The 19,352-nt window shown below is 64.4% G+C and carries 16 protein-coding genes; 11 read left to right on the top strand and 5 right to left on the bottom strand.

Annotated features, from left to right (window positions below):
* Positions 1 to 61: 61 nt before the first annotated feature.
* Positions 62 to 1,393: a histidinol dehydrogenase gene (gene hisD, locus E5Z01_RS10370; RefSeq protein WP_135229294.1), complete on the bottom strand. Its 1,332-nt coding sequence runs from the start codon at positions 1,391 to 1,393 to the stop codon at positions 62 to 64.
* 261 nt (positions 1,394 to 1,654) lie between these two features.
* Here hisD and E5Z01_RS10365 point away from each other — a divergent pair, with 261 nt between their 5' ends.
* The gene (locus E5Z01_RS10365; protein WP_135229293.1) at positions 1,655 to 2,605 is read left to right on the top strand and encodes an RluA family pseudouridine synthase; all 951 of its coding nucleotides are present in this window, start codon (positions 1,655 to 1,657) and stop codon (positions 2,603 to 2,605) included.
* Positions 2,606 to 2,608: 3 nt separating this feature from the next.
* Here E5Z01_RS10365 and E5Z01_RS10360 read toward each other — a convergent pair whose 3' ends face one another.
* The gene (locus E5Z01_RS10360) at positions 2,609 to 2,983 is read right to left on the bottom strand and encodes a hypothetical protein (RefSeq protein ID WP_135229292.1); all 375 of its coding nucleotides are present in this window, start codon (positions 2,981 to 2,983) and stop codon (positions 2,609 to 2,611) included.
* 387 nt (positions 2,984 to 3,370) lie between these two features.
* Between E5Z01_RS10360 and thrS the strand changes: the two genes are divergently transcribed.
* The 8 genes from thrS to clpB all read left to right on the top strand — a co-directional run bounded on the left by thrS (position 3,371) and on the right by clpB (position 14,301).
* The gene (gene thrS / locus E5Z01_RS10355) at positions 3,371 to 5,326 is read left to right on the top strand and encodes a threonine--tRNA ligase (RefSeq protein WP_135229291.1); all 1,956 of its coding nucleotides are present in this window, start codon (positions 3,371 to 3,373) and stop codon (positions 5,324 to 5,326) included.
* A gap of 126 nt (positions 5,327 to 5,452) precedes the next feature.
* Entirely contained in the window at positions 5,453 to 6,976 is a 1,524-nt protein-coding gene (locus E5Z01_RS10350; protein WP_135229290.1) for a DUF4129 domain-containing protein, read from the top strand.
* On the top strand, positions 6,973 to 7,965 hold the full coding sequence (locus tag E5Z01_RS10345) for an AAA family ATPase (RefSeq protein WP_135229289.1): 993 nt from the start codon (positions 6,973 to 6,975) through the stop codon (positions 7,963 to 7,965). The genes E5Z01_RS10350 and E5Z01_RS10345 overlap by 4 nt, the downstream gene beginning before the upstream one ends.
* Before the next feature lie 7 nt (positions 7,966 to 7,972).
* A complete protein-coding gene (locus tag E5Z01_RS10340; RefSeq protein ID WP_240738290.1) occupies positions 7,973 to 9,082 on the top strand; it encodes a DUF58 domain-containing protein in 1,110 nt (369 codons plus the stop codon).
* Between the two features lie 77 nt (positions 9,083 to 9,159).
* Positions 9,160 to 9,402: an M-like protein gene (locus E5Z01_RS10335; RefSeq protein ID WP_135229288.1), complete on the top strand. Its 243-nt coding sequence runs from the start codon at positions 9,160 to 9,162 to the stop codon at positions 9,400 to 9,402.
* Positions 9,403 to 9,568: 166 nt separating this feature from the next.
* The gene (locus tag E5Z01_RS10330) at positions 9,569 to 10,540 is read left to right on the top strand and encodes a lipocalin family protein (RefSeq protein ID WP_135229287.1); all 972 of its coding nucleotides are present in this window, start codon (positions 9,569 to 9,571) and stop codon (positions 10,538 to 10,540) included.
* A complete protein-coding gene (locus E5Z01_RS10325) occupies positions 10,540 to 11,646 on the top strand; it encodes a hypothetical protein (RefSeq protein WP_135229286.1) in 1,107 nt (368 codons plus the stop codon). The genes E5Z01_RS10330 and E5Z01_RS10325 overlap by 1 nt, the downstream gene beginning before the upstream one ends.
* A 96-nt stretch (positions 11,647 to 11,742) precedes the next feature.
* On the top strand, positions 11,743 to 14,301 hold the full coding sequence (clpB, locus tag E5Z01_RS10320; protein WP_167757865.1) for an ATP-dependent chaperone ClpB: 2,559 nt from the start codon (positions 11,743 to 11,745) through the stop codon (positions 14,299 to 14,301).
* Positions 14,302 to 14,437: 136 nt separating this feature from the next.
* Here the strand turns inward: clpB and E5Z01_RS10315 are convergent, their stop codons facing one another.
* On the bottom strand, positions 14,438 to 15,001 hold the full coding sequence (locus E5Z01_RS10315; RefSeq protein ID WP_135229284.1) for a Uma2 family endonuclease: 564 nt from the start codon (positions 14,999 to 15,001) through the stop codon (positions 14,438 to 14,440).
* A gap of 171 nt (positions 15,002 to 15,172) precedes the next feature.
* On the opposite strand from E5Z01_RS10315, the gene E5Z01_RS10310 reads away from it, so the two are divergent.
* On the top strand, positions 15,173 to 16,951 hold the full coding sequence (locus E5Z01_RS10310; RefSeq protein ID WP_240738289.1) for a DEAD/DEAH box helicase: 1,779 nt from the start codon (positions 15,173 to 15,175) through the stop codon (positions 16,949 to 16,951).
* A 12-nt stretch (positions 16,952 to 16,963) separates the two neighbouring features.
* On the opposite strand, the gene E5Z01_RS10305 is transcribed toward E5Z01_RS10310, so the two are convergent.
* Positions 16,964 to 17,713, bottom strand: a complete 750-nt coding sequence (locus E5Z01_RS10305; RefSeq protein ID WP_135229283.1) for an SDR family NAD(P)-dependent oxidoreductase — start codon at positions 17,711 to 17,713, stop codon at positions 16,964 to 16,966.
* A 92-nt stretch (positions 17,714 to 17,805) separates the two neighbouring features.
* Between E5Z01_RS10305 and E5Z01_RS10300 the strand changes: the two genes are divergently transcribed.
* Positions 17,806 to 18,267 carry a RidA family protein gene (locus tag E5Z01_RS10300; RefSeq protein ID WP_135229282.1) on the top strand — a complete coding sequence of 154 codons (462 nt, stop codon included), beginning with the start codon at positions 17,806 to 17,808 and terminating at the stop codon, positions 18,265 to 18,267.
* 215 nt (positions 18,268 to 18,482) lie between these two features.
* Here E5Z01_RS10300 and E5Z01_RS10295 read toward each other — a convergent pair whose 3' ends face one another.
* Positions 18,483 to 19,247, bottom strand: coding sequence for an ABC transporter substrate-binding protein (locus tag E5Z01_RS10295; RefSeq protein WP_420810842.1), 765 nt, complete (start codon positions 19,245 to 19,247; stop codon positions 18,483 to 18,485).
* Positions 19,248 to 19,352 lie beyond the last annotated feature (105 nt).

The raw sequence follows: 19,352 nt of genomic DNA, 5'->3' as shown, positions 1-19,352 counted from the left end.
TGTCACTTTGCTTTGCGCACCCGGACGGGTTTTCCCTATCCCTCGTGGAGGCTAAAGCCCCTTAGCCTCCTTCCTGTTCCTTTCCTCCCAACCGGCTTTCTACCGCCCTGGCGTGCGCCTCGAGGCCCTCGGCACGCGCCAGCCGCGCCGCCGCCGGGCCAATACGCCGCAGGGTTTCCTCGTTCACACCGACCACACTGATGATGTTCTGGAAGTCGCGGACGTTGACGGGGCTGGTGAAGCGGGCGGTGCCTCCGGTGGGCATGACGTGGCTGGGGCCGGCGACGTAATCGCCCAGGGCTTCCATGCTGGCTTCGCCGACGAAGACGCCGCCCGCGCGCTGAACTTTGCCCAGCAGGCTCCAGGGGTCGCGGGTGAGCAGGCACAGGTGCTCGGGGGCATACAGATTGGCGAGGTCGAGGGCCTCGTCGATATCGGTGGCCAGGACAATTTTCATGCGGGCATTCACGCTGTCGCGTGCCCAGCTGCGGTTGGGTTCGGGGAGGTTCTCGAGTTGCTGGCCCAGTTCTGCCTGGACTTCCAGCAGTTTCTCGCGGCTGGTGCTGACCAGCACGGGTTCTGCGCCGTTGTGTTCGGCCTGGGCCAGCAGGTCGGCGGCGACGTGGCGGGCGTCGGCCGTGTCGTCGGCCACAACCAGCGTCTCGGTGGGGCCAGGCAGGCTCTCGATGCCGGTCTGGCCGTACACCAGGCGTTTGGCGATGACCACGAACAGGTTGCCAGGCCCGGCGATCTTATCCACGCTGGGAATGCTGGCCGTGCCGTAGGCCATAGCACCGACCGCCTGCGCCCCGCCGACCTTGAAGATGCGTGTAATGCCCATTTCCCGCGCGGCCACCAGGATGGCGGGGTGAACGCTGCCGTCTTTTCCGGGCGGCGTGGTAACGATTATTTCGGGCACGCCCGCCACCTGTGCGGGAACGCCGGTGTGAATAAGGGTCGAGATCAGGGGCGCGAGGCCGCCCGGCACATACACCCCCACCCGCCCGATGGGCCGCACGAGTTGGCCCAGGGCGCCGTCCGGGCCGTGGTTCAGAAAGCCGTGGGCAGGCTGCTGCTGGTAGAAGGCCCGCACGCGCCGGATGGCGAGGTTCACCGCCTCATGCAACGCCGGCTCGATCTGCGCGGCCTGGATTTCCTCGGCCGTAACTTCCAGGGTTTCGGGGCGGGTGCCGTCGAGTTGTGCCGTCCAGTCGCGCAGGGCGTCGTCTCCCCTGGCGCGCACGTCGGCCAGGATGCGCTCGACGACCTGGGTGGGCGTCAGGGGTTCGCCAAAGGTCTGCTCGATACGTGCCAGCACGGCGTCGGGCACCGGGGTCTGGTCGAAGTTGCGGGTCAGGGCAGCGCGGGCGTCTGGGCCTTGAAGCACTTGCATACGCGCATTGTGCTGTATGGGACAGCATGCCTGGGTCACCAGAACTAGGGCACAGCGGTTGCCGAACGCGCTGGGAGGCGAAAAGAACCTATAAGACCTGACCTGCATCTCAGTTCAGGTTCGGCATTTGCAGCCCGCGAATCATCGAGTAAACCGGGGCTAGGCCTCAAGCCCAGGCACCCAGAGCCAGGCCGGCCCAGTTCACGCCGTTCAGTACCCCTGGCGCGTTGGGTTCCGCTGTCGGCGCTACACTGGCGGATTGTGAGTGATCTGCTGACCCTGACCGCGACCCCCGGACGCCTGGATGCCGTGCTGGCCGAATTGTCGGGCGTAAGCCGCTCGCAGGTGGCGGGCTGGATCGAGGCGGGGGCGGTGCGGGTGGACGGGCGTGAAGTGACCAAGCCCAGCGCGAAACTCAGGGGCGGCGAGGTGCTGCGCGTGACGCCGCCGCCTGTGCCGGACGCCACCGTTGAGCCGGAAGACATCCCGCTGGACGTTATTTTCGAGGATGAGCAGCTGATCGCCGTGAACAAGCCGCCCGGAATGGTGACCCACCCGGCCCCTGGGGTGCATGCAGGCACGCTGGTGAACGCCCTGCTGGGCCGCGTGAAGTTGCCGGAGCAGGAGGGTTTCGACAGCGCCGAGGGCTTCCGGCCCGGCATCGTGCACCGGCTGGACAAGGACACCAGCGGCGTGATCGTGGTCGCCAAGACGGTGGCGGCGCATGCGCGGCTGGCCGCCGCCTTCAAGGAGCGGGAAACGCAGAAAACTTATCTGGCGATTGCGGCGGGCACCTGGAAGGCCGAGCGCCCGGCGCAGGTAGATGCCCCGATTGGCCGTCACCCCGCCGCGCGCCAGCGCATGACCGTGGGGGGCGTGCTGGCGCGCGAGGCCCAGACACTGTTGACTCCGCTTGCAGCGCACCCGGACGGGCATGGACGAACGCTGGCGCTGGTACAGGCCCAACCCAGGACAGGCCGCACGCACCAGATCCGGGTTCACCTGGCACACCTGGGCAGCCCCATCCTGGGCGATACGGTGTACGGGCGCGAAAGTGCCCTGATCGGGCGTCAGGCCCTGCACGCCCTGAAACTGGTGATTCCGCACCCGGTCACTGGACAGCCGTTGACGCTTGAGGCCACGCCGCCAGACGACCTGCTCACGGCCTGGGTGGCGTGCGGGGGGCAGGTTCCAGAACTCTTGACCCGCTGAGAATTACTTGCCGGGCGGCAGTTCGTTCAGTTCAATCTTGCCGTTGAAATTCCGGTACTCGATAACAGCCCGGTAATTACCGGAGATGCCTTTGTCCTGCACAGTGATGCTCCACGGGCCACCGGGAGGGCATTCCTTCCCATCAGCCTGCGTGCCGTCCGGGCGCAGCAGCCGCACCGTGGCCAGCCCACTTTTCACGGTGCAGGTGCCGATCAGGCCCACCTGCTTTCTCTCCTCGAAGGAACGCAGATTGTAAGTAGCCTTGCCGTTGGCGTTGATCATGGTGGTGGGTGTGAACGTCACGACGCCCACGCGGAAGCCCGTGGTGAAGTACCAGGCTGCCGCGAGCAGCAGCAGAATCGGAATGAGGTAACGCATTCAGGCAAGTGTAATGTTTACACAGGTTCAGTCACCAGCCCACCCCCACCGCCCTGAACCCTCCCCTCGCCCCCACACGTTTGCCTCCAGCGCGGGCAGGAGATGTTTCGCAGGGTTCACCTGGCGGCGAAAAGGGGACGAATGGCCGAGACGGCTTGCCCCTGTCCCCCACTTCCCGCTATGCTGCTGGGCATGAAGCCCTCGCCCCGTCACTCCGGTCTGGTGATGCGCGGCGTTTGCGGCCGAAGTTATTTGATGTCCGGTCTGATCACTCGAACTCTGAGCGCCTGAGAACCCCCCTGCGGTTTTCAGGCGTTTTGCTGGTGTGGTCAGACCGGGTTTTCTATTGCAGGTGGCCTTGCGGCTGCCGGCTCAAAGAGGTGATTTATGCACGTGATTCTTCCCGACGGTAAACAACTCGAACTTCAGCCGGGCGCGACGGCCCTGGACGCCGCCAGAGCCATCGGGCCGCGCCTGGCGCAAGATGCCCTGGCCGCCACGGCGAACGGCGAACTGGTGGACCTGATGACCCCGCTGCCAGACGGCGCGAACATCACCCTGATCACGAAGAAGAACCCGGCGGACGCTGCGCCGCTGTTCCGGCACTCGCTGGGGCATGTGATGAGCATGGCGGTGGGCGAATTCTATAAGGCCAAAGGGTATGGCCCGGACGCCATCAAGCGAGGGGTGGGGCCGTACATTGAGAACGGCTGGTACCAGGACTTCGACCTGCCCGAGCCGCTGCGTGAGGAAGACCTGCCGGAGATCGAGAAGATCATGCGCGACATCATCGGGCGCGGGCTGGATTTCAGCCGCCGTGAGGTCAGCAAGGCCGACGCGCTGGCGCAGTTTCCGCACGACCCGTACAAGGCCGAGCTGATCGAGGGCATCCCGGGGGGCGAGGCCGTGACCCTGTACGGGCAGGGCGATTACGTCGACCTGTGCGCCGGGCCGCACTTTCCCAGCACCGGCAGACTGCCCCAGAGCTTCAAGCTGATGAGCACCAGCGGCGCGTACTGGCGCGGCAACGAGAAGAATCCCATCCTGCAACGCGTGTACGGCGTGGCCTTCGCCACCCAGAAGGAGCTGGACGAGTACCTGCACCTGCTGGAGGAAGCCAAGCGCCGCGACCACCGCCGCATCGGCAAGGAGATGGAGCTGTTCTTCAACAGCGAGGTGGTCGGGCCGGGGCTGCCGCTGTGGCTGCCGGGCGGCGCCACGATTCGCCGCGAACTGGAGCGCTACATCGTGGACAAGGAGCTGGCTGACGGCTACCAGCACGTGTACACGCCGGTGCTGGCCAAGTCCGAACTGTACAAGATCAGCGGTCACTGGGCTCACTACCAGGAGGACATGTTCCCGGTCATGAAGCTGGACGACCAGGAAGAACTGGTGCTGCGGCCCATGAACTGCCCGCACCACATCCAGGTGTACGCCTACAAGCCGCACTCCTACCGCGAACTGCCCATCAAGATCGCGGAGATGGGCATGATGCACCGTTACGAGCAGAGCGGGCAGCTCACGGGGCTTTCGCGCGTGCGGGCCATGACGCTGAACGACGCGCACATCTTCTGCCGCCCGGACCAGATTCAGCGCGAGTTCAAGGCCGTGGTCAAGCTGATTCAGGACGCCTACGAGGTGCTGGGTTTCAAGAACTACAGCTACCGCCTCTCGCTGCGCGACCCCGGTGATGCCGAGAAGTACTTTCAGGACGACGAGATGTGGAACCACGCCGAGGCAGAACTGCGCCAGGCCCTGAAGGACATGAACCTGGAATTCTACGAGTCGCCGGGTGACGCGGCCTTCTACGGCCCGAAACTGGACGTGCAGGTGCGCAGCGCGCTGGGCAAGGACGAGACCATCAGCACGGTGCAACTGGACTTCCTGCTCCCGCAGAAGTTCGACCTGGAATACGTGGCTGAGGACGGCAGCCGCCAGCGCCCGGTGATGATTCACCGCGGCGTGATCTCCACGGCCGAGCGCATGACCGCCTTCCTGATCGAGCAGTACGCTGGAAATTTCCCGCTGTGGCTGGCCCCGCGCCAGGTCATGATCATTCCGATTGCCGACCGCCACAACGATTACGCCTGGGAACTGCGGGACGAGTTGCACCGAACCGGGCTGCGGGCCGAGGTGGACGATTCGTCGAACCGCATGCAGGCCAAGGTGCGCACCGCCGAGATCAGCCGCATTCCCGTGATGCTCATTGTGGGTGACAAGGAGCAGGAAGCCCGCGAGGTCGCCACCCGCGAGCGCACGCCCGAGGGCCACAAGGAGCGCAAGGGCGTGAAGTTTGACGACCTGAAGGCCGAATTGCTGGAACGTTACCGCAGCCGCCGTTAAACGAGCCCCTTTTGAAGGGCCACCGGGACGACCTGGTGGCCCTCTGCCTTTATCTGTTGATATCGCGCCGAATGACAGGACAGTTGCAGCAGCGCCGCCGGGAAAAGTCGCGTATAAAAGACGGACATGACCTTTTCCCCCTCTTCTGGCCCATCACCCGGGAGGCCGCCTGACCGGGCGCAACGTGACTGGCTGCGTGACTGGCTGGGGGCGCTGCGCCGGTTCGGGGTGGCGGCTTTGCCGTTGGCCCTGGCCGGAATACTGCCGTGGTGGGCGCTGCTGCTGCTGTGCCTGGTGTTCGGGGCCAGTGCCGCCAGTGAACGCGGCGGCGAAGCGCGGCTGCTGCTGGGACTGCTGGTGGTCGGCGCAGCGGTTCTTCCCGAAGTGCTCCGAATCCTCTCCGCCGGTACGGGCGCCCTCGATCTTTACCGGCAGGTGCGCTGGGAGTACCTGCTGGCCCTCCTGAACGTGGCGTTGCTGCACTGGGCGGCAAACATGCTGGCCGGCGGCAGCCGGAAGGGACTGCTGTTAACGGCCGGAGTGGCGCTGATGGCGCCTCATCCGCTGTCGGTGGTGGCCTTGGCAGGCGGGGCACTTTTCAGAGAGAGTCCGGATGACCGGCCGCTGTACCGCGAGCCCGAAGGGCCGGCAGCGGAGACGAATCACCGGCTTTACGGGGCCTGGCTGGTGGCCGGCCTGGTGGCGGTGCTCGGCTTCTCTTTCCTGTTGCCCCGGGGAAATGGTGGGGCGACCCAGGCACCTGTGGCCCAGTCCTCGCCGCTGCCTCAGCAACCTCCAGTGAAACGCGAGGAGCCCACCCAGGGCGCGGCAGCGGAGGCCACTGGGGGAAAGGCCGGTGGTGTGGCCTACACGCTGGAGAAAAGCCGGGGCTTCTCCATGCCGCCGCTGGAATTGCCCCTGCTGCTGGGCGCCCTGCTGCTGTTGGCGCTGGGTTACCGCCTGCTCGGCTTACGGGGTGGCCAGCGGCGGAAGCCGACCCTGCTGGAACTGCTGATGGCGGCGGCCATCCTGTTGAATGTGGCCCTGTTTTTCATCTTTTCCAGTTCACCGGATGCCGGGGTGCCCGCAGTGGACGGCGCCTCCGGAGGCGATCTGGGTTCAGCATTGAAGCTGCGGAAGGAGGCTTTCGAGCAGATCCGCTCTGTGCCCATGGTGATGGACGCCGTCAGTCTCTTCTTCTGGATCGTGCTGGCCATTCAGGCGGTGGTGGTCGTTCTGGCAGTGCGCTGGGCCTTACGCCAGCCGCAGGAAAAAAACCTGGAGCTGGAACCGCAAGAGGCCACGGCGGACAGCATGCCGGTGCCGGCAGACGCCCTGAGCGGGCACCGGGTGCGCCTGGCCTACCGCTCGGCGCTGGAGGCCCTCACGCAGCACGGCTGGGCGCGGCTGGGCAGTGAAACCCCGGCCCGCTATGCCGCGCGGGTGAGCGCGGCTCAGGCGGCCTTCGCCCCGGCACTGGGCCTGCTGACGGCGCTGTACCAGCCGGTGCGGTACGGTGGGCGCGTCAGCGAGCACGACGCGGCGCAGGCCGAACAGGCGGCGCGCGAACTGACCGACCTGGCCGCCCGTTACCCCTTCAATGAACCTAACGAACCGCAGGAACAGAACCTTTCTCAGGAGTTGACATGACGACCATGACAGAGCAGGGAGTAACCGGGCCGCATCCCCGCGGGCAGGTGTTCGGGCAGCGCGTGCTGGACAACGTGGCGCAGGTGCTGGTGGGCAAGGAGGCCGTCACGCGGCTGGCACTGGCGGGCATCCTGGCGGGCGGGCACGTGCTGCTCGAAGACGCCCCCGGCACCGGCAAGACCATGCTGGCCCGCGCCCTGGCGGCCAGTCTGGGCCTGAAGTTCACGCGCGTGCAGTTCACGCCGGACCTGCTGCCCAGCGACGTGACGGGCGTCAGCATCTACCGCCCGGGCCCGGCGTCCTTCGAGTTCATGCCCGGCCCGATTTTCACGGGTCTGCTGCTGGCCGACGAGATCAACCGCGCCACGCCCAAGACCCAGTCGGCGCTGCTGGAGGCCATGGGCGAAGGGCAGGTCACCGAATCCGGCGTGACGCACCGGCTGGCGCGGCCTTTCGTGGTGATCGCCACGCAAAACCCGGTGGAGCACGAGGGCACCTACCGCCTGCCGGAAGCGCAGCTTGACCGTTTCCTGCTGAAACTCTCGGTGGGGTACCCGACCCTGGAGGACGAGGTGGAGATGCTGGGCCGCCTGCAGGGACAGCACCCCATCGAGTCGCTGGGCGCGGTGACAGGCCCGGAGGAACTGCTGGCCGCGCAGCGTGACGTGCGCGGGGTGTTCGTGGCCGCGGACACCCGGCGCTACATGGCGTCCCTGAGCGCCGCCACCCGCGAGCACCCGATGGTGACGCTGGGCGGCGGGCCACGCGCCAGCCTGGCCCTGCAGGGCGCGGCGCAGGCCCTGGCGTGGCTCGGCGGGCGCCCGTTTGTGACGCCGGACGACGTGCAGCAGGCCGCCGCCGGGGTGTTGCCACACCGCCTGTCTCTGAAGATCGAGGCGCGGCTCCAGGGCCTGAACGGCGAGGGCGTGGTGCAGGAGGTGCTGACGCGCGTGCCCGTGCCGGTGGAAACCGGCGCCGCCAGGCCGTGACGCAGGCGTGACGGCCCTGTGGTGGCTGGTGTTGCTGGGCGTGGTGACGGCGGCGGTGTGGGCCGCCTACCGCCGCCCGCCACAGGTCAGCCTGACCCGTTCAGTGCCGCCGGCCGGGTTCACGGGCGGGCGCGTTCCCCTGCACGTGACTCTGCGCCTGCGCAGCCACCTGCCCATGCGCGTGGTGTGGGAAGACGAGCTGCCCCTCTCGCTGATTCCAGAAGCGCCCCTGGCAGGAAAACTGCTGCTGCTGGGCGACAGGAGCAGTGAACTCTCGACGAACCTGACCCTGAAAAAACGCGGGGTGTACTCCTGGCCCGGGGCCACCGTTCGCTGGGCCGACCCGCTGGGCCTGTTCTGGCGCAGCCTGAAGGTCAGCCCCGACACCCGGCTGGAGGTGTACCCCGGCACGCACGGCCTGACATTGCCCGACCTGCTGCGACCCCTGCTCAGCGAAGGGACGCTGACGCGCTCGCTGGGCCTGGAGGACGCCATCAGCCTGCGCGGGGCCAGGGAGTACGTGTACGGCGACCCGCCGGGGCGCGTGCACTGGAAGCTGTCGGCCCGCACCGACACCCTGATGGTGCGGGAACTGGAGCGCATGGCGGCCAGCAGCCTCACGGTGTTCGTGGACGTGTTCGGCAATTCGGACGTGTACGTGGAAAGTGCCGTGCGCCTGGCCGCCAGCCTGATCCGCGAGGCCGGGGAACTGGAGTTGCCCGTGGCGGTCGCTACCACGGGGCAGCAGTCCCCGACGGGCCGGGGCGAGGCCAGTCTGCACGCCGCGCTGCAAGTGCTGGCCCGCATCCAGCCCAATACCCTGCCCCCGGTCATTCCGCCCACCCGCGCCGGCGGCAACCTGATCATCATCACGGGCCGCGCCGGGGCCGACCTGATCAGGCAGGCCATGTACGCCCGCGCCCAGGCCAGCCGCGTCAGCATCATCGCTCTGCCGGAAGGGTTTTACCTGGAACCCGGCGAGAACCCCCGGCGGCAGTGGGGGGGCCTGCCCGACGCCGTGCGCGAACTCGAACGCATGAGCGGCGTGCTGGCCGGCAGCGGCATCCTGGTGTATGTGCTGCGTGGCAACCAGAGTGTCCTGCAAATCGCCCCCTGAAGCCCGCGGCCGTGAACGCCGGTCACATGAAGGAATGGCTCAGGCGCGGTTCAAGTTCCCCCTGCTAGCGTGAAGGCATGGAAGGCAAACCCATCAAGACCGAAGAGGAAGTCAGCAACGTCGACCTGCAGTTCATGGGCAACAACGACGAGAAACGCGACCTGAACACCACCGTGCGCATGGAAAGCCAGGCCGCCAAGGTGGCCGCCGACCCCGAGCAAAAGGGAATGGACAAGCAGGACGTGGCCGTCGCGCAGAGCATGGATGCCAGCGATCCCCCCAGCACCAACATGGGCGACACCGAGAAAACCGAGGAATAAACTCCTCTCCAGCGGAGGCGGGTCGGTGGACGGCAGGTTCATCGGCCCGCGTTCTGTAGTAGCGAACCGGCCAGCTGTTCCGGACACATCCTGCTTTGCCGGCAGGACAGCGCCCGCTTCACCGAATCGATACGGTACGCCCCCCAGGCTGCTTTACCCTGGAGGCATGAAACCGCTGCTGATCTGCACGGCCTTGCTGCTGGCCGGGTGTGCGCCTCGCCTTCAGCCTTCCTTCAACAAGGACATTCAACCGTCGGCCACGGATTTCGGCCCGCACGGCGATTTCATGGAATGGTGGTATGTCAGCGGTTACCTGCCCGAGCAGAAGCTGGCGTTCCACTGGGCAGAATTCAAGGTCGCCCCGCCGGAAATCCCGACGGACGTGTTCTTCTCGCATATCGCCGTGACGGATCTGAACACGGGCAAGGTCACGTTCATCGAGAAAAATGCCTCCCCGAACCCCTGGACGGGCAAGGCCTCCTTTCCGCCCCTGAAATTGCGTGACGGCGAGTGGACATTCGAGCAGGTGGGCAACGACTTCAAGCTCAATGCCGGGCCGCTCGTGCTGAACTTCGTGCCGCAGAAACCCCCGGTCATCCACCCGCCCGGTTACAGCGGCGTGCCGGAACTCACGGGGGCCATGTACTACCAGAGCATCACGCGCCTGGGCCTCAGCGGCACCATCAACAACAAACCCGTACAGGGCGTGGCGTGGCTGGATCACCAATGGGGCGGCATGCAGGCCGGTAAACAGGCGCGCTGGGACTGGATGAGCGTTCACATGGGCAACGGCGACGACCTGATGCTGTACCGCGTGACCACCATGGACGGCCAGCCGGTGCAGACCTTCGGCAGCATCGTCGATAAGGCGGGCGTGGCCCGCGCCGCCACGAATGTCAGCATGATGCCGGGCCGCATCTGGACGAGCGCAACTGGCCGGCAGTACGTCCTGTCATGGCAGGTGAAAGCCGACGAGTTCGACCTGAACGTGAACGCCGTGAACGACCCGCAGGAACTCCTGAGTTACGGCACCCGCGTGGCCTACTGGGAAGGCCCAATTCAAGTCCAGGGAACCTGGCAAGGGCAGAAAGCCACCGGCCAGGGCATGATGGAACTCGTCGCAGGCGAACTGAAGTAATGAACAGGGATTGGATTCGGCCCCTCAGCGAATTGGATGAGGTGGATTGGAGTTCATATCGGCATTCCTATGGCTCTGCCGAAAATGTTCCGACTTTACTCCGCCAAGTTGCTTCCGAGGACTTCAGGGCCGGAGCAGAAGCACTAGATGATTTATCGAACAGTATTTTTCATCAGGGTATTGCCCCAGACGAGGTTTTTTTACCGGTGCTGCCCTTTTGGCTATGGTTGGTTCTCAATGGGCCGGAAGTGCATCGACCTGAACTCTTGAACATCCTTCATCAGGTGCTCCACAGCATGAAGGACTTTCGCGCCTTCGCCTGGGACGAGGGGTATTACCCACCAGACTGGCTAGCTTTACAGCAACGACTTCTGGGACTTGATTCTCTATTTACACCACTCCTTAATGACACCAACCTTGCGGTGGCAATTGCGGCGGGCCGCTATTTCAACGTATTGGCACTGTATAACCAGCGACTTGCTTCCGAACGCCTTAAAGAAATTGTTTCAACGCTGCCGGACGAGCGTCAATGCGTGGCAGTTGGGATGCACCTGGCGGAGCTTTTAAAGGATGAGGAAGTTCCAACCAGCGCTTGGGATGACCTTGTGAAACTTCACGATGAGCAAACTTCACAGGCCTTGCGTTGGATGCTGGCGCTCGTGCTAGCCGAAGCCTTAAGAAACCATGTCCCTGACAGCGTTATTACGACCCTCAAGGATGTGTTGATGGAGAATAAGGCACTTGATGAGCTTTTAGGGCCAGAGGTGCTGCCCGTCAGTTCAGTGGTTCCTTCTGCAATTGCTCTCGATCAGGTTGGAAAACGCGCCGAATCACTAGCTCCACTTCTCGCTGAGCAACTTCGAATTCAGGAATACGGTAGTTACTGGATCGAAAAAGCCATTCTACACCTGACGTTCGAGCCAATTGGGAGCCTGACGCCCGAGTCCTTGAACCCCATGCAGCGAGAAGTTCTTCATGTACTTGCTGACTATCACGAGACAAAAGGAGAAGCAGCAATGCTGGCCTTGACTTCACATTGTCCCGGTATGCGTGAATATCTCGATACGCTTTGGACTGGTGAAGTCAAGCGCCTTTCGTCACCCTGACCACCTTTCTTAACCCTCAATAAACTTGACAATACCACACTCAACTTCCAGAATAGGGGTAGTTAGATCATCCCTCTCCCTCTGGAGGTTTTCACTTTGAATCCTGAACGCTTTACCGAGGCGAGCGCCACCGCCATCAACGCGGCGCAGACGCTGGCGCAGCAGAACCGCAACCAGAACCTGACGCACTTTCACCTGCTGCGCGCCCTGCTGGACAACGACACCGCCGCCCGCGCCATAACCCAGGCCGGCGGGAACCTGAACGAAGCCAGGGCCGCACTGGACGCCGAAATCGCCAAACTGCCGAAAGTGCAGGGAACGGACGGGCAACTGTACCTCGACCCGGCGCTGAACCGCGCTTTCCAGAAGGCCGACACCATCGCGGGCCAGATGGGCGACAGTTTCGTGGCCGCCGACGCGCTGCTGCTGGCCCTGCGCGGCGAGTACCGCGGGCGCGGCCTGCCCGACGAAAGCAGCCTGAACAGGGCCATCACCGAGCAACGCAAGGGGAAAACCGTGACGAACAAAACTTCCGAACAGCAATTCGATGCCCTCGCCAAGTACGGCGTCGACCTCACGCAACGCGCCAAAGACGGCAAATTCGACCCCGTGATCGGCCGCGACGAGGAAATCCGCCGCACCATGCAAATTCTGCTGCGCCGCACCAAGAACAACCCGGTCCTGATCGGTGAGCCCGGCGTGGGCAAGACCGCCATTGCTGAGGGCCTGGCCATGCGCATCGTGAAAGGCGACGTGCCGGAAGGCCTGAAGAACAAGAAGATCGTCAGCCTGAACATGGGCAGCCTGCTGGCGGGGGCCAAGTTCCGCGGCGAGTTCGAGGAACGCCTGAAAGGCGTGGTGGACGAGGTGGTGCAGTCGGCGGGCGAGATCATCCTGTTTATCGACGAGCTGCACACCATCGTGGGCGCGGGCAAAACCGAGGGTTCACCGGACGCGGGGAACATGCTGAAACCCGCGCTGGCCCGTGGTGAACTGCACATGATCGGCGCGACCACCCTGGACGAGTACCGCGAAATCGAGAAAGACCCCGCCCTGGAGCGTCGTTTCCAACCGGTGTTTGTCGATGAACCCAGCGTAGAGGACACCATCTCGATTCTGCGCGGCATCAAGGAGAAGTACCAGACGCACCACAACGTGGAAATCACCGACCCGGCGCTGGTGGCTGCTGCGCAACTGAGCAACCGTTACATCACGGACAGGCAACTGCCGGACAAGGCCATCGACCTGATCGACGAGTCCGCTGCCCGCCTGCGCATGGCGCTGGAAAGCAGCCCGGAGCGCATCGACCAACTGTCGCGCCGCAAACTGCAACTGGAAATCGAGCGCGAGGCCCTGCGCAAAGAGAAGGACGCCGACAGCCAGAACCGCCTGCTGGACATCGACAACCAGCTAAAGACCATTACGGACGAGCTGAACGAGGTGCGCAGCCGCTGGGAAGCCGAGCGGGGGGACGTGGCGGCCCTGCGTGACAAGCGCGAGAAACTGGACTCCGTGCGCACCCAGATCGAGCGGGCCAAGCGCGATTACGACCTGGAAGCTGCCGCCAAGCTGGAGTACGGCGAACTGCCCGCGCTGGAAAAAGACGTTCACGACATGGAAGCCAAGCTGAAGAACGCCGAATTTGCCCACACCCAGGTCACCGAGGAGGACGTGGCGTCGGTGGTGAGCCGCTGGACGGGCATCCCGGTGTCCAAACTGATGGAAGGCGAACGCGAGAAGCTCATGCGCCTGGAAGAACAACTGCACAAGCGCGTGATCGGGCAGGATCGGGCCATCGTCAGCGTCTCGGACGCCATCCGCCGCGCCCGCGCGGGCCTGAACGACCCCAACCGCCCGCTGGGCAGCTTCATGTTCCTGGGGCCGTCGGGCGTGGGCAAAACCGAACTTGCGAAAGCCCTCGCCGAATTCCTGTTCGACAGTACCGACGCGATGGTGCGCATCGATATGTCCGAGTACATGGAGAAACATACGGTGGCCCGCCTGATCGGTGCCCCTCCCGGATACGTGGGCTTCGAGGAAGGTGGTCAACTCACCGAAGCGGTGCGCCGCCGCCCCTACGCCGTCATTCTCTTCGACGAGATCGAGAAAGCCCACCCGGACGTGTTCAATGTCCTGCTGCAAGTGCTGGACGATGGCCGCCTCACCGACGGTCAGGGCCGCACGGTGGACTTCCGCAACACCCTGATCATCATGACCAGCAATATCGGCAGCCCCCTGATTCTGGACATGCAGCACAGAGGCGAGGACGCTGAGGCGATCAAGAACGCCGTACTGGAGGAACTGCGCAGCGAATTCCGCCCCGAATTCCTGAACCGCGTGGACGACATCATCGTGTTCGATGCCCTGACGCAGAAAGACCTGCACCAGATCGTGGACATTCAACTGTCGAGCCTGCGCAAACGCCTCCAGGAACGCCGCGTCACGCTGCACCTCAGCGACGGGGCCAAAGATAAACTCGCGGAACTGGGGTACGACCCCGCCTACGGCGCAAGGCCGCTGAAACGCGCCATCAGCAACTACGTGGAAACGCCGCTGGCCAGAGAAATCCTTCAGGGCAAGGTTCCCGACGGCAGCGTCCTGAACGTGGACTACAGTGACGGTGGGTTCCAGTTCAGCGCCGGATCACTCAACTGACGCCAATACCAAACGGAAAGCTCCCGCCCACGACAGGCGGGAGCTTTTTTCAGTCGCCAGCCACTTACCACCAGGGAGAGCCACCCATAGGACACCACTCTACCCGGCGTTCAATGGTGACCCATGCTGAAACCGTTCAGGTCAGGACAAGCCCACGGTAGACGCGCTCCACATTCAAACCCGCGTCAAGGCACGGCAGTGGAATCTCGCCGGATTCGTACTCGGTGAGTTCCCAGCCGCCTTCCGTGCGCTGATAGGCGTAGATGCGCGGCTGAGTCTGCTCGACCAGCAGATACGTTTGCAGGCCCGGCAGGGCGGTGTAAGCAGCAAATTTCCCGGTACGGTCATGCGCCGCCGTGCTGGGCGACAGCACCTTGGTCAGCAGGCAGGCGTCGACCTCGAAGTCCTGTTCCGGGTTATCCGGGCCGCAGCAAACCATCACGTCGGGGTAGTAGAAGGTGCGCCAGGCCGAAGCCATGAGTTTCATATCGGAGACGTAAGGGCGGCACCCTCGCTCTGTCGCCAGGTTCTCCAGCATGGAACCGATTCGCAGAGTCAGGCGCGTGTGCGTCTTGCTCGCTCCGGCCTGGACATGTAGGGGATACACGAACCCGTCCACGAACTCGCGTTTCACGGGACTGTCGCGCTCGGTTCGCAGGTATTCCTCGGCACTCATGCGCTGGAAAGCAGGTTCCGACATACGTCCAGTGTACGGCGGTGGCCTGTCTGAAGGCAGGTTCATGTTGGGCTGTTACACTGCTTTGCATTGCCGGGCCGGCATTGGCTCCCTGCCTGAAGGGGCGGCCCGCTTGACACCGACATTCAAAGTAGTTATCCCTTGCGGTTCAGGTCACGTGGGGCAGGAGTTCACATGACGAGAGACGACCGTAACGACCGCAACAGAAACAGGAACGCGACTACCGGGCAGAACAGCCAGCAGCGCCCTCAGAATCAGGCCAACCAGAATGGTCGCCGGGATGGGCGGCCCAACCGTGGCCCGCAACAGCGGCCTGCGCCGGGGCCGGAGGTTCGTATGGCCTTCGGTGAGTCCGGCGACTGGCAGGCAGAAACGGTGAACACGTCCGGGAACCGCCCGGAGCGTGCACCGCGTGCCGGCCAACCGAAGCAAGGAGAACGGAGCGCGGAACCCCGCCAGCCGAGGCGCGAGAGCACCAGAACAGAGACTCGCCAGAGCCGGCAGGAGAAGCCCGCTCAGAAAGCCAGACCGCAAGGCAATGCGCCCCGTCAGAAAGCACCTGAAGTGGCTCCTGCCCCCCTCATGAAGTTGAGTGACCCGTCCGAGTGGCGACAGATGCTGGCGGGGCGCACCCCCACGCCGGTTCAGGAACTGGCTGTTCCTCAACTGCTGGCAGGGCATGACGTGATTGCGACGGCCCGCACAGGAAGCGGGAAGACGCTGGCGTTCCTGATTCCGGCGGCGGCGCGGGGCATCGGCACGCAGGCGAAGTCGCGGGGCATGACGCCGGAGGTGCTGATCGTCTCCCCCACCCGTGAACTGGCGGTGCAAATCCGGGACGTGGCGCGGGAACTGGGGATGCCTGCCGGGCGCATCACGGGCGGCATCACGCCCGGCGAGACGAAACGCGAGGCGAGCGGCAAGGGCGTGGTGAGCGGCACGCCGGGCCGCCTGAAAGACCTGATCGGCAAGAACGAGTTGCAGCTTCAGTTCGTGCGTTACCTGGTGCTGGACGAGGCGGACGAGTTGCTGTCGCTGGGCTTCCTGAAGGACGTGGAATGGATCGTGAACCAGGCGCGGGCGCAGGCAGCTTCGAATGGACAGGGGGGTGAAGTGCAGGTGGCGCTGGCGTCGGCCACCTTCCCCGACGAGGTGCGGGCGGTGGCGTCGCGCGTGCTGCGTCAGCCGGTGCGAATCGACATCGAACCGCCCGCGAAGGAAAAACCGCTGGCTGCCGGGGAAATCGCGGCGGCGGGCGAGGGCCGGGCCGAGCACCTGGCGGTAGACAGCACCCGGGACGAACTCCTGAAACACGCTGCTGACGAGATCCGGCTGGCGCTGGCCGAGCCGGGCGGCTGCGCGGTGGTGTTCTGCCGTACCAAGGCCCTGGCGAAACGGCGCGCCGAGGCGCTGGGCCGCCTGCTGCCCGGCGAGAACGTCGTGGCCTTGCAGGGCAACATGGATCAGAAGAAACGCGAGGCAGTGATGACCAGCCTGCGGGAAGGAAAAGCGCGGGTGCTGGTCGCCACCGACATCGCGGGGCGCGGGATTGACCTGCCGGAAGTGCGGTTGGTCATTCACGCCGATGTCGCCAGCACCTCCGAGGATCATGTGCACCGGTCGGGGCGCACGGCCCGCGCTGGACGCGGCGGCAAGAATCTGGTGCTGCTGATCCCCGAGCAGCGCGAACGCTGGAAGCAGGTGCGGCGCGGCCTGCCCCAGCACTTGCACCCGCCCTTCACCAGGGAAGAACACCTGATCGACAGGAACATTCAGGAAAAGCAGGGGCGCGGTTCCGGCAACGGCCTGAATGAGCCGCGCACTGCGAGCAGGAATGGTGGGCAATACCAGCAAAGAAACCAGCAGGGGCCAGGCCGGAATCAGGGCGCTGGATCATCTGCTCAACAGCGTGAAGGCGAGCATCGCAGCCCCAGACGCCCACGCCGACGCTAGCCTTCGGCTCCCCTAAACCGGGCGTCCCGCCATCATGAAACTGGCGGTCATGCCGCCGTCGACCGGCAAAATGACTCCGGTCAGGAAGCTGGCTTCGGGACTGCCGAGAAAGTACACCGCCTGCGCGACTTCGCGGGGCGTGCCGAGGCGGCGCAGGGCGTGCAAGTCCTCGTAGTCCTGGCGGGTCTGGGCCGGGTGGTCGCTGGACTCGATGGCTTCCAGTACCGCTTCGGTGCTGATGGCGCCGGGGGCCACAGCATTCACGCGCAGCCCGTGCGGGGCCAGGTCGAGGGCCATGGCGCGGGTCAGGTTCACCAGGCCGCCCTTGCTGGCGTTGTACGCGGCGTTGTTCTGCTCGGCGAGCAGGCCCTGCACGCTGGCCACATTGACCACTGCCGAGCCGTGCGGCATCAGCGGCACCAGGGCGCGGGTCAGGAGCAGGGGCGCGGTCAGGTTCACGTTCAGGGTTCTGGCCCAGCCGCGTTCCGAGACGTTCAAGACGCTGCCGTGCGCGTTCTGGTAGGCGGCGTTGTTGACCAGCACCGTCACCTGCCCCAGCTCATGCGCGGCCCGCACGATGCGGTTGCGTCCGGCGGCGGTGCTGATGTCGGCTTTCAGGCGGCGCTGGCCTTTCAGGGTCGGGGGCAGATTGAGGTCGACGCTCAGTACCTGATGGCCGCGCTCGGCGTACAGTTCTGCGATGGCCCGCCCGATGCCGCGGGCTGCTCCGGTGACGATGACGTGCTTCTGAAGGTTGTCCATGCCTTCAGTTTGCGAGTTCCCGGGCGTTTCTGCCAGTCCACGCGCCCCGGTCGCGATACGTTAAAGCTTCAAACCCACCCCAAGGAGTGAATATGCCGACACCCGAAGACCGCCTGAAGGAATTGAAGTTGACCCTGCCTGAAGTGGGGCCGCCGCTGGGCAGTTACGTTCATGCCGTGCAGACGGGGAACCTGCTTTTTCTGGCAGGAAAAGGGCCGGGAACGCCGGAGGCCCCACACCTGAAAGTAGGCCGCGAGATCAGCGTGGCGCAGGCGCAGGCGGACGCCCGGCAGGTGGGCCTGACCCTGATTGCCGTGATGAAACAGGAACTGGGCGACCTCAGCCGCGTCCGGCGCATTGTCAAGGTTCTGGGCATGGTGAACGCCACGCCGGAATTCGGGGAGCATCCGGAAGTCATCAACGGGTGTTCGAACCTGTTCGTGGAGGTGTTCGGTGAGGCGGGCAGACATGCCCGTTCCGCTGTGGGGATGGGGTCGCTGCCACGCGGCATCAGCGTGGAAATCGAGGCGATTGTGGAAGTCGCCGGCCGATAGCCCTGACGACTTTAAAAACACAAGGTGAATCGTCTTCTGTTTTCCGAGCGGACGCCAGCAGAAGAAATGACGGTCTTGAATAGCGTGGAGTGAATTCGGACGTTCTTCTCGAAGGCATCGAATACGATTCAAAGCCGCAACATTTCAGCCGTCGGGCATGCGCAAAAATACCGCCCACCTCAAGTCACGAGGTGGACGATTGGTGCTCTCTCACCTTACTTGCAGCGGATGTCCTGCTTGAAATACTGGTTGCTGATCTTGGCGTAGGCGCCGTTGCTCTGCGCTTTGGCGAGTTCGGCGTTCAGTTCCTTCAGCAGGCTGCTGTTGCCTTTTTTGACGGCCATGGCGATCTTCTCGGAGTACAGCATGTCGCCCTGTTGCAGTTTGCCTTTCTGTGCTTTGATCAGGTCGAGGCCGGTGAACTTGTCGCCCACCCAGGCGTCGGCGCGGCCCATCATCAGGGCGGTCTGGGCGTCGGTGTCCTTGGGGAACACGACGGCCTTCACGCCCGGAAGTTTCTGCACGTTCTCCAGGTAAGTGGTGCCGACCTGCACAGCGACTTTCTTGCCGTTCAGATCATCGGCGGTCTTGGGGCCGCCCATCTTGGAAACGACCGTGCCGCCGGTGCAGTAGTGCGGGTGACTGAAGTCCACGGCTTTGGCGCGTTCGGGCGTAATGCCGTGGCTGGCGATCACGAAGTCGTAACGCCCCTGTTGCAGGCCGATCAAGAGGCCGTCGAAGGGTGCGGTCACCCAGTTCACTTTCAGGTTCATCTGCTTGGCCAGGGCGTTGGCCAGGTCGACTTCAAAACCGCTCAGCTTCTTGCCGTTCAGCACGTTGAACGGAGGAAAGGCCCCCTCGGTGGCGATCTTGATGGTGCCGGACTTCTTGATTTCGTCCCAGGTGCGGGCGCTGGCGGTGCTGGTCAGGGTGAGCAGGGCAGCAAACGTGAGCAGGGCTGACGGCCTGACAAACTTTATGAGAGAGGGCGTAAAACCAGCGTCCAGCCGACTTCCAGCAGAGTGATGAGGTCGGGAGATTTCTTCTTCCGCTTTCCCAAAGGATCTGGATCTGGCCCACCTGGC

The sequence above is a fragment of the Deinococcus fonticola genome, from assembly GCF_004634215.1.
In the GTDB taxonomy this organism is placed as follows: Bacteria; Deinococcota; Deinococci; order Deinococcales; family Deinococcaceae; genus Deinococcus; species Deinococcus fonticola.
This window is presented reverse-complemented; position numbering and strand designations above follow the sequence as displayed.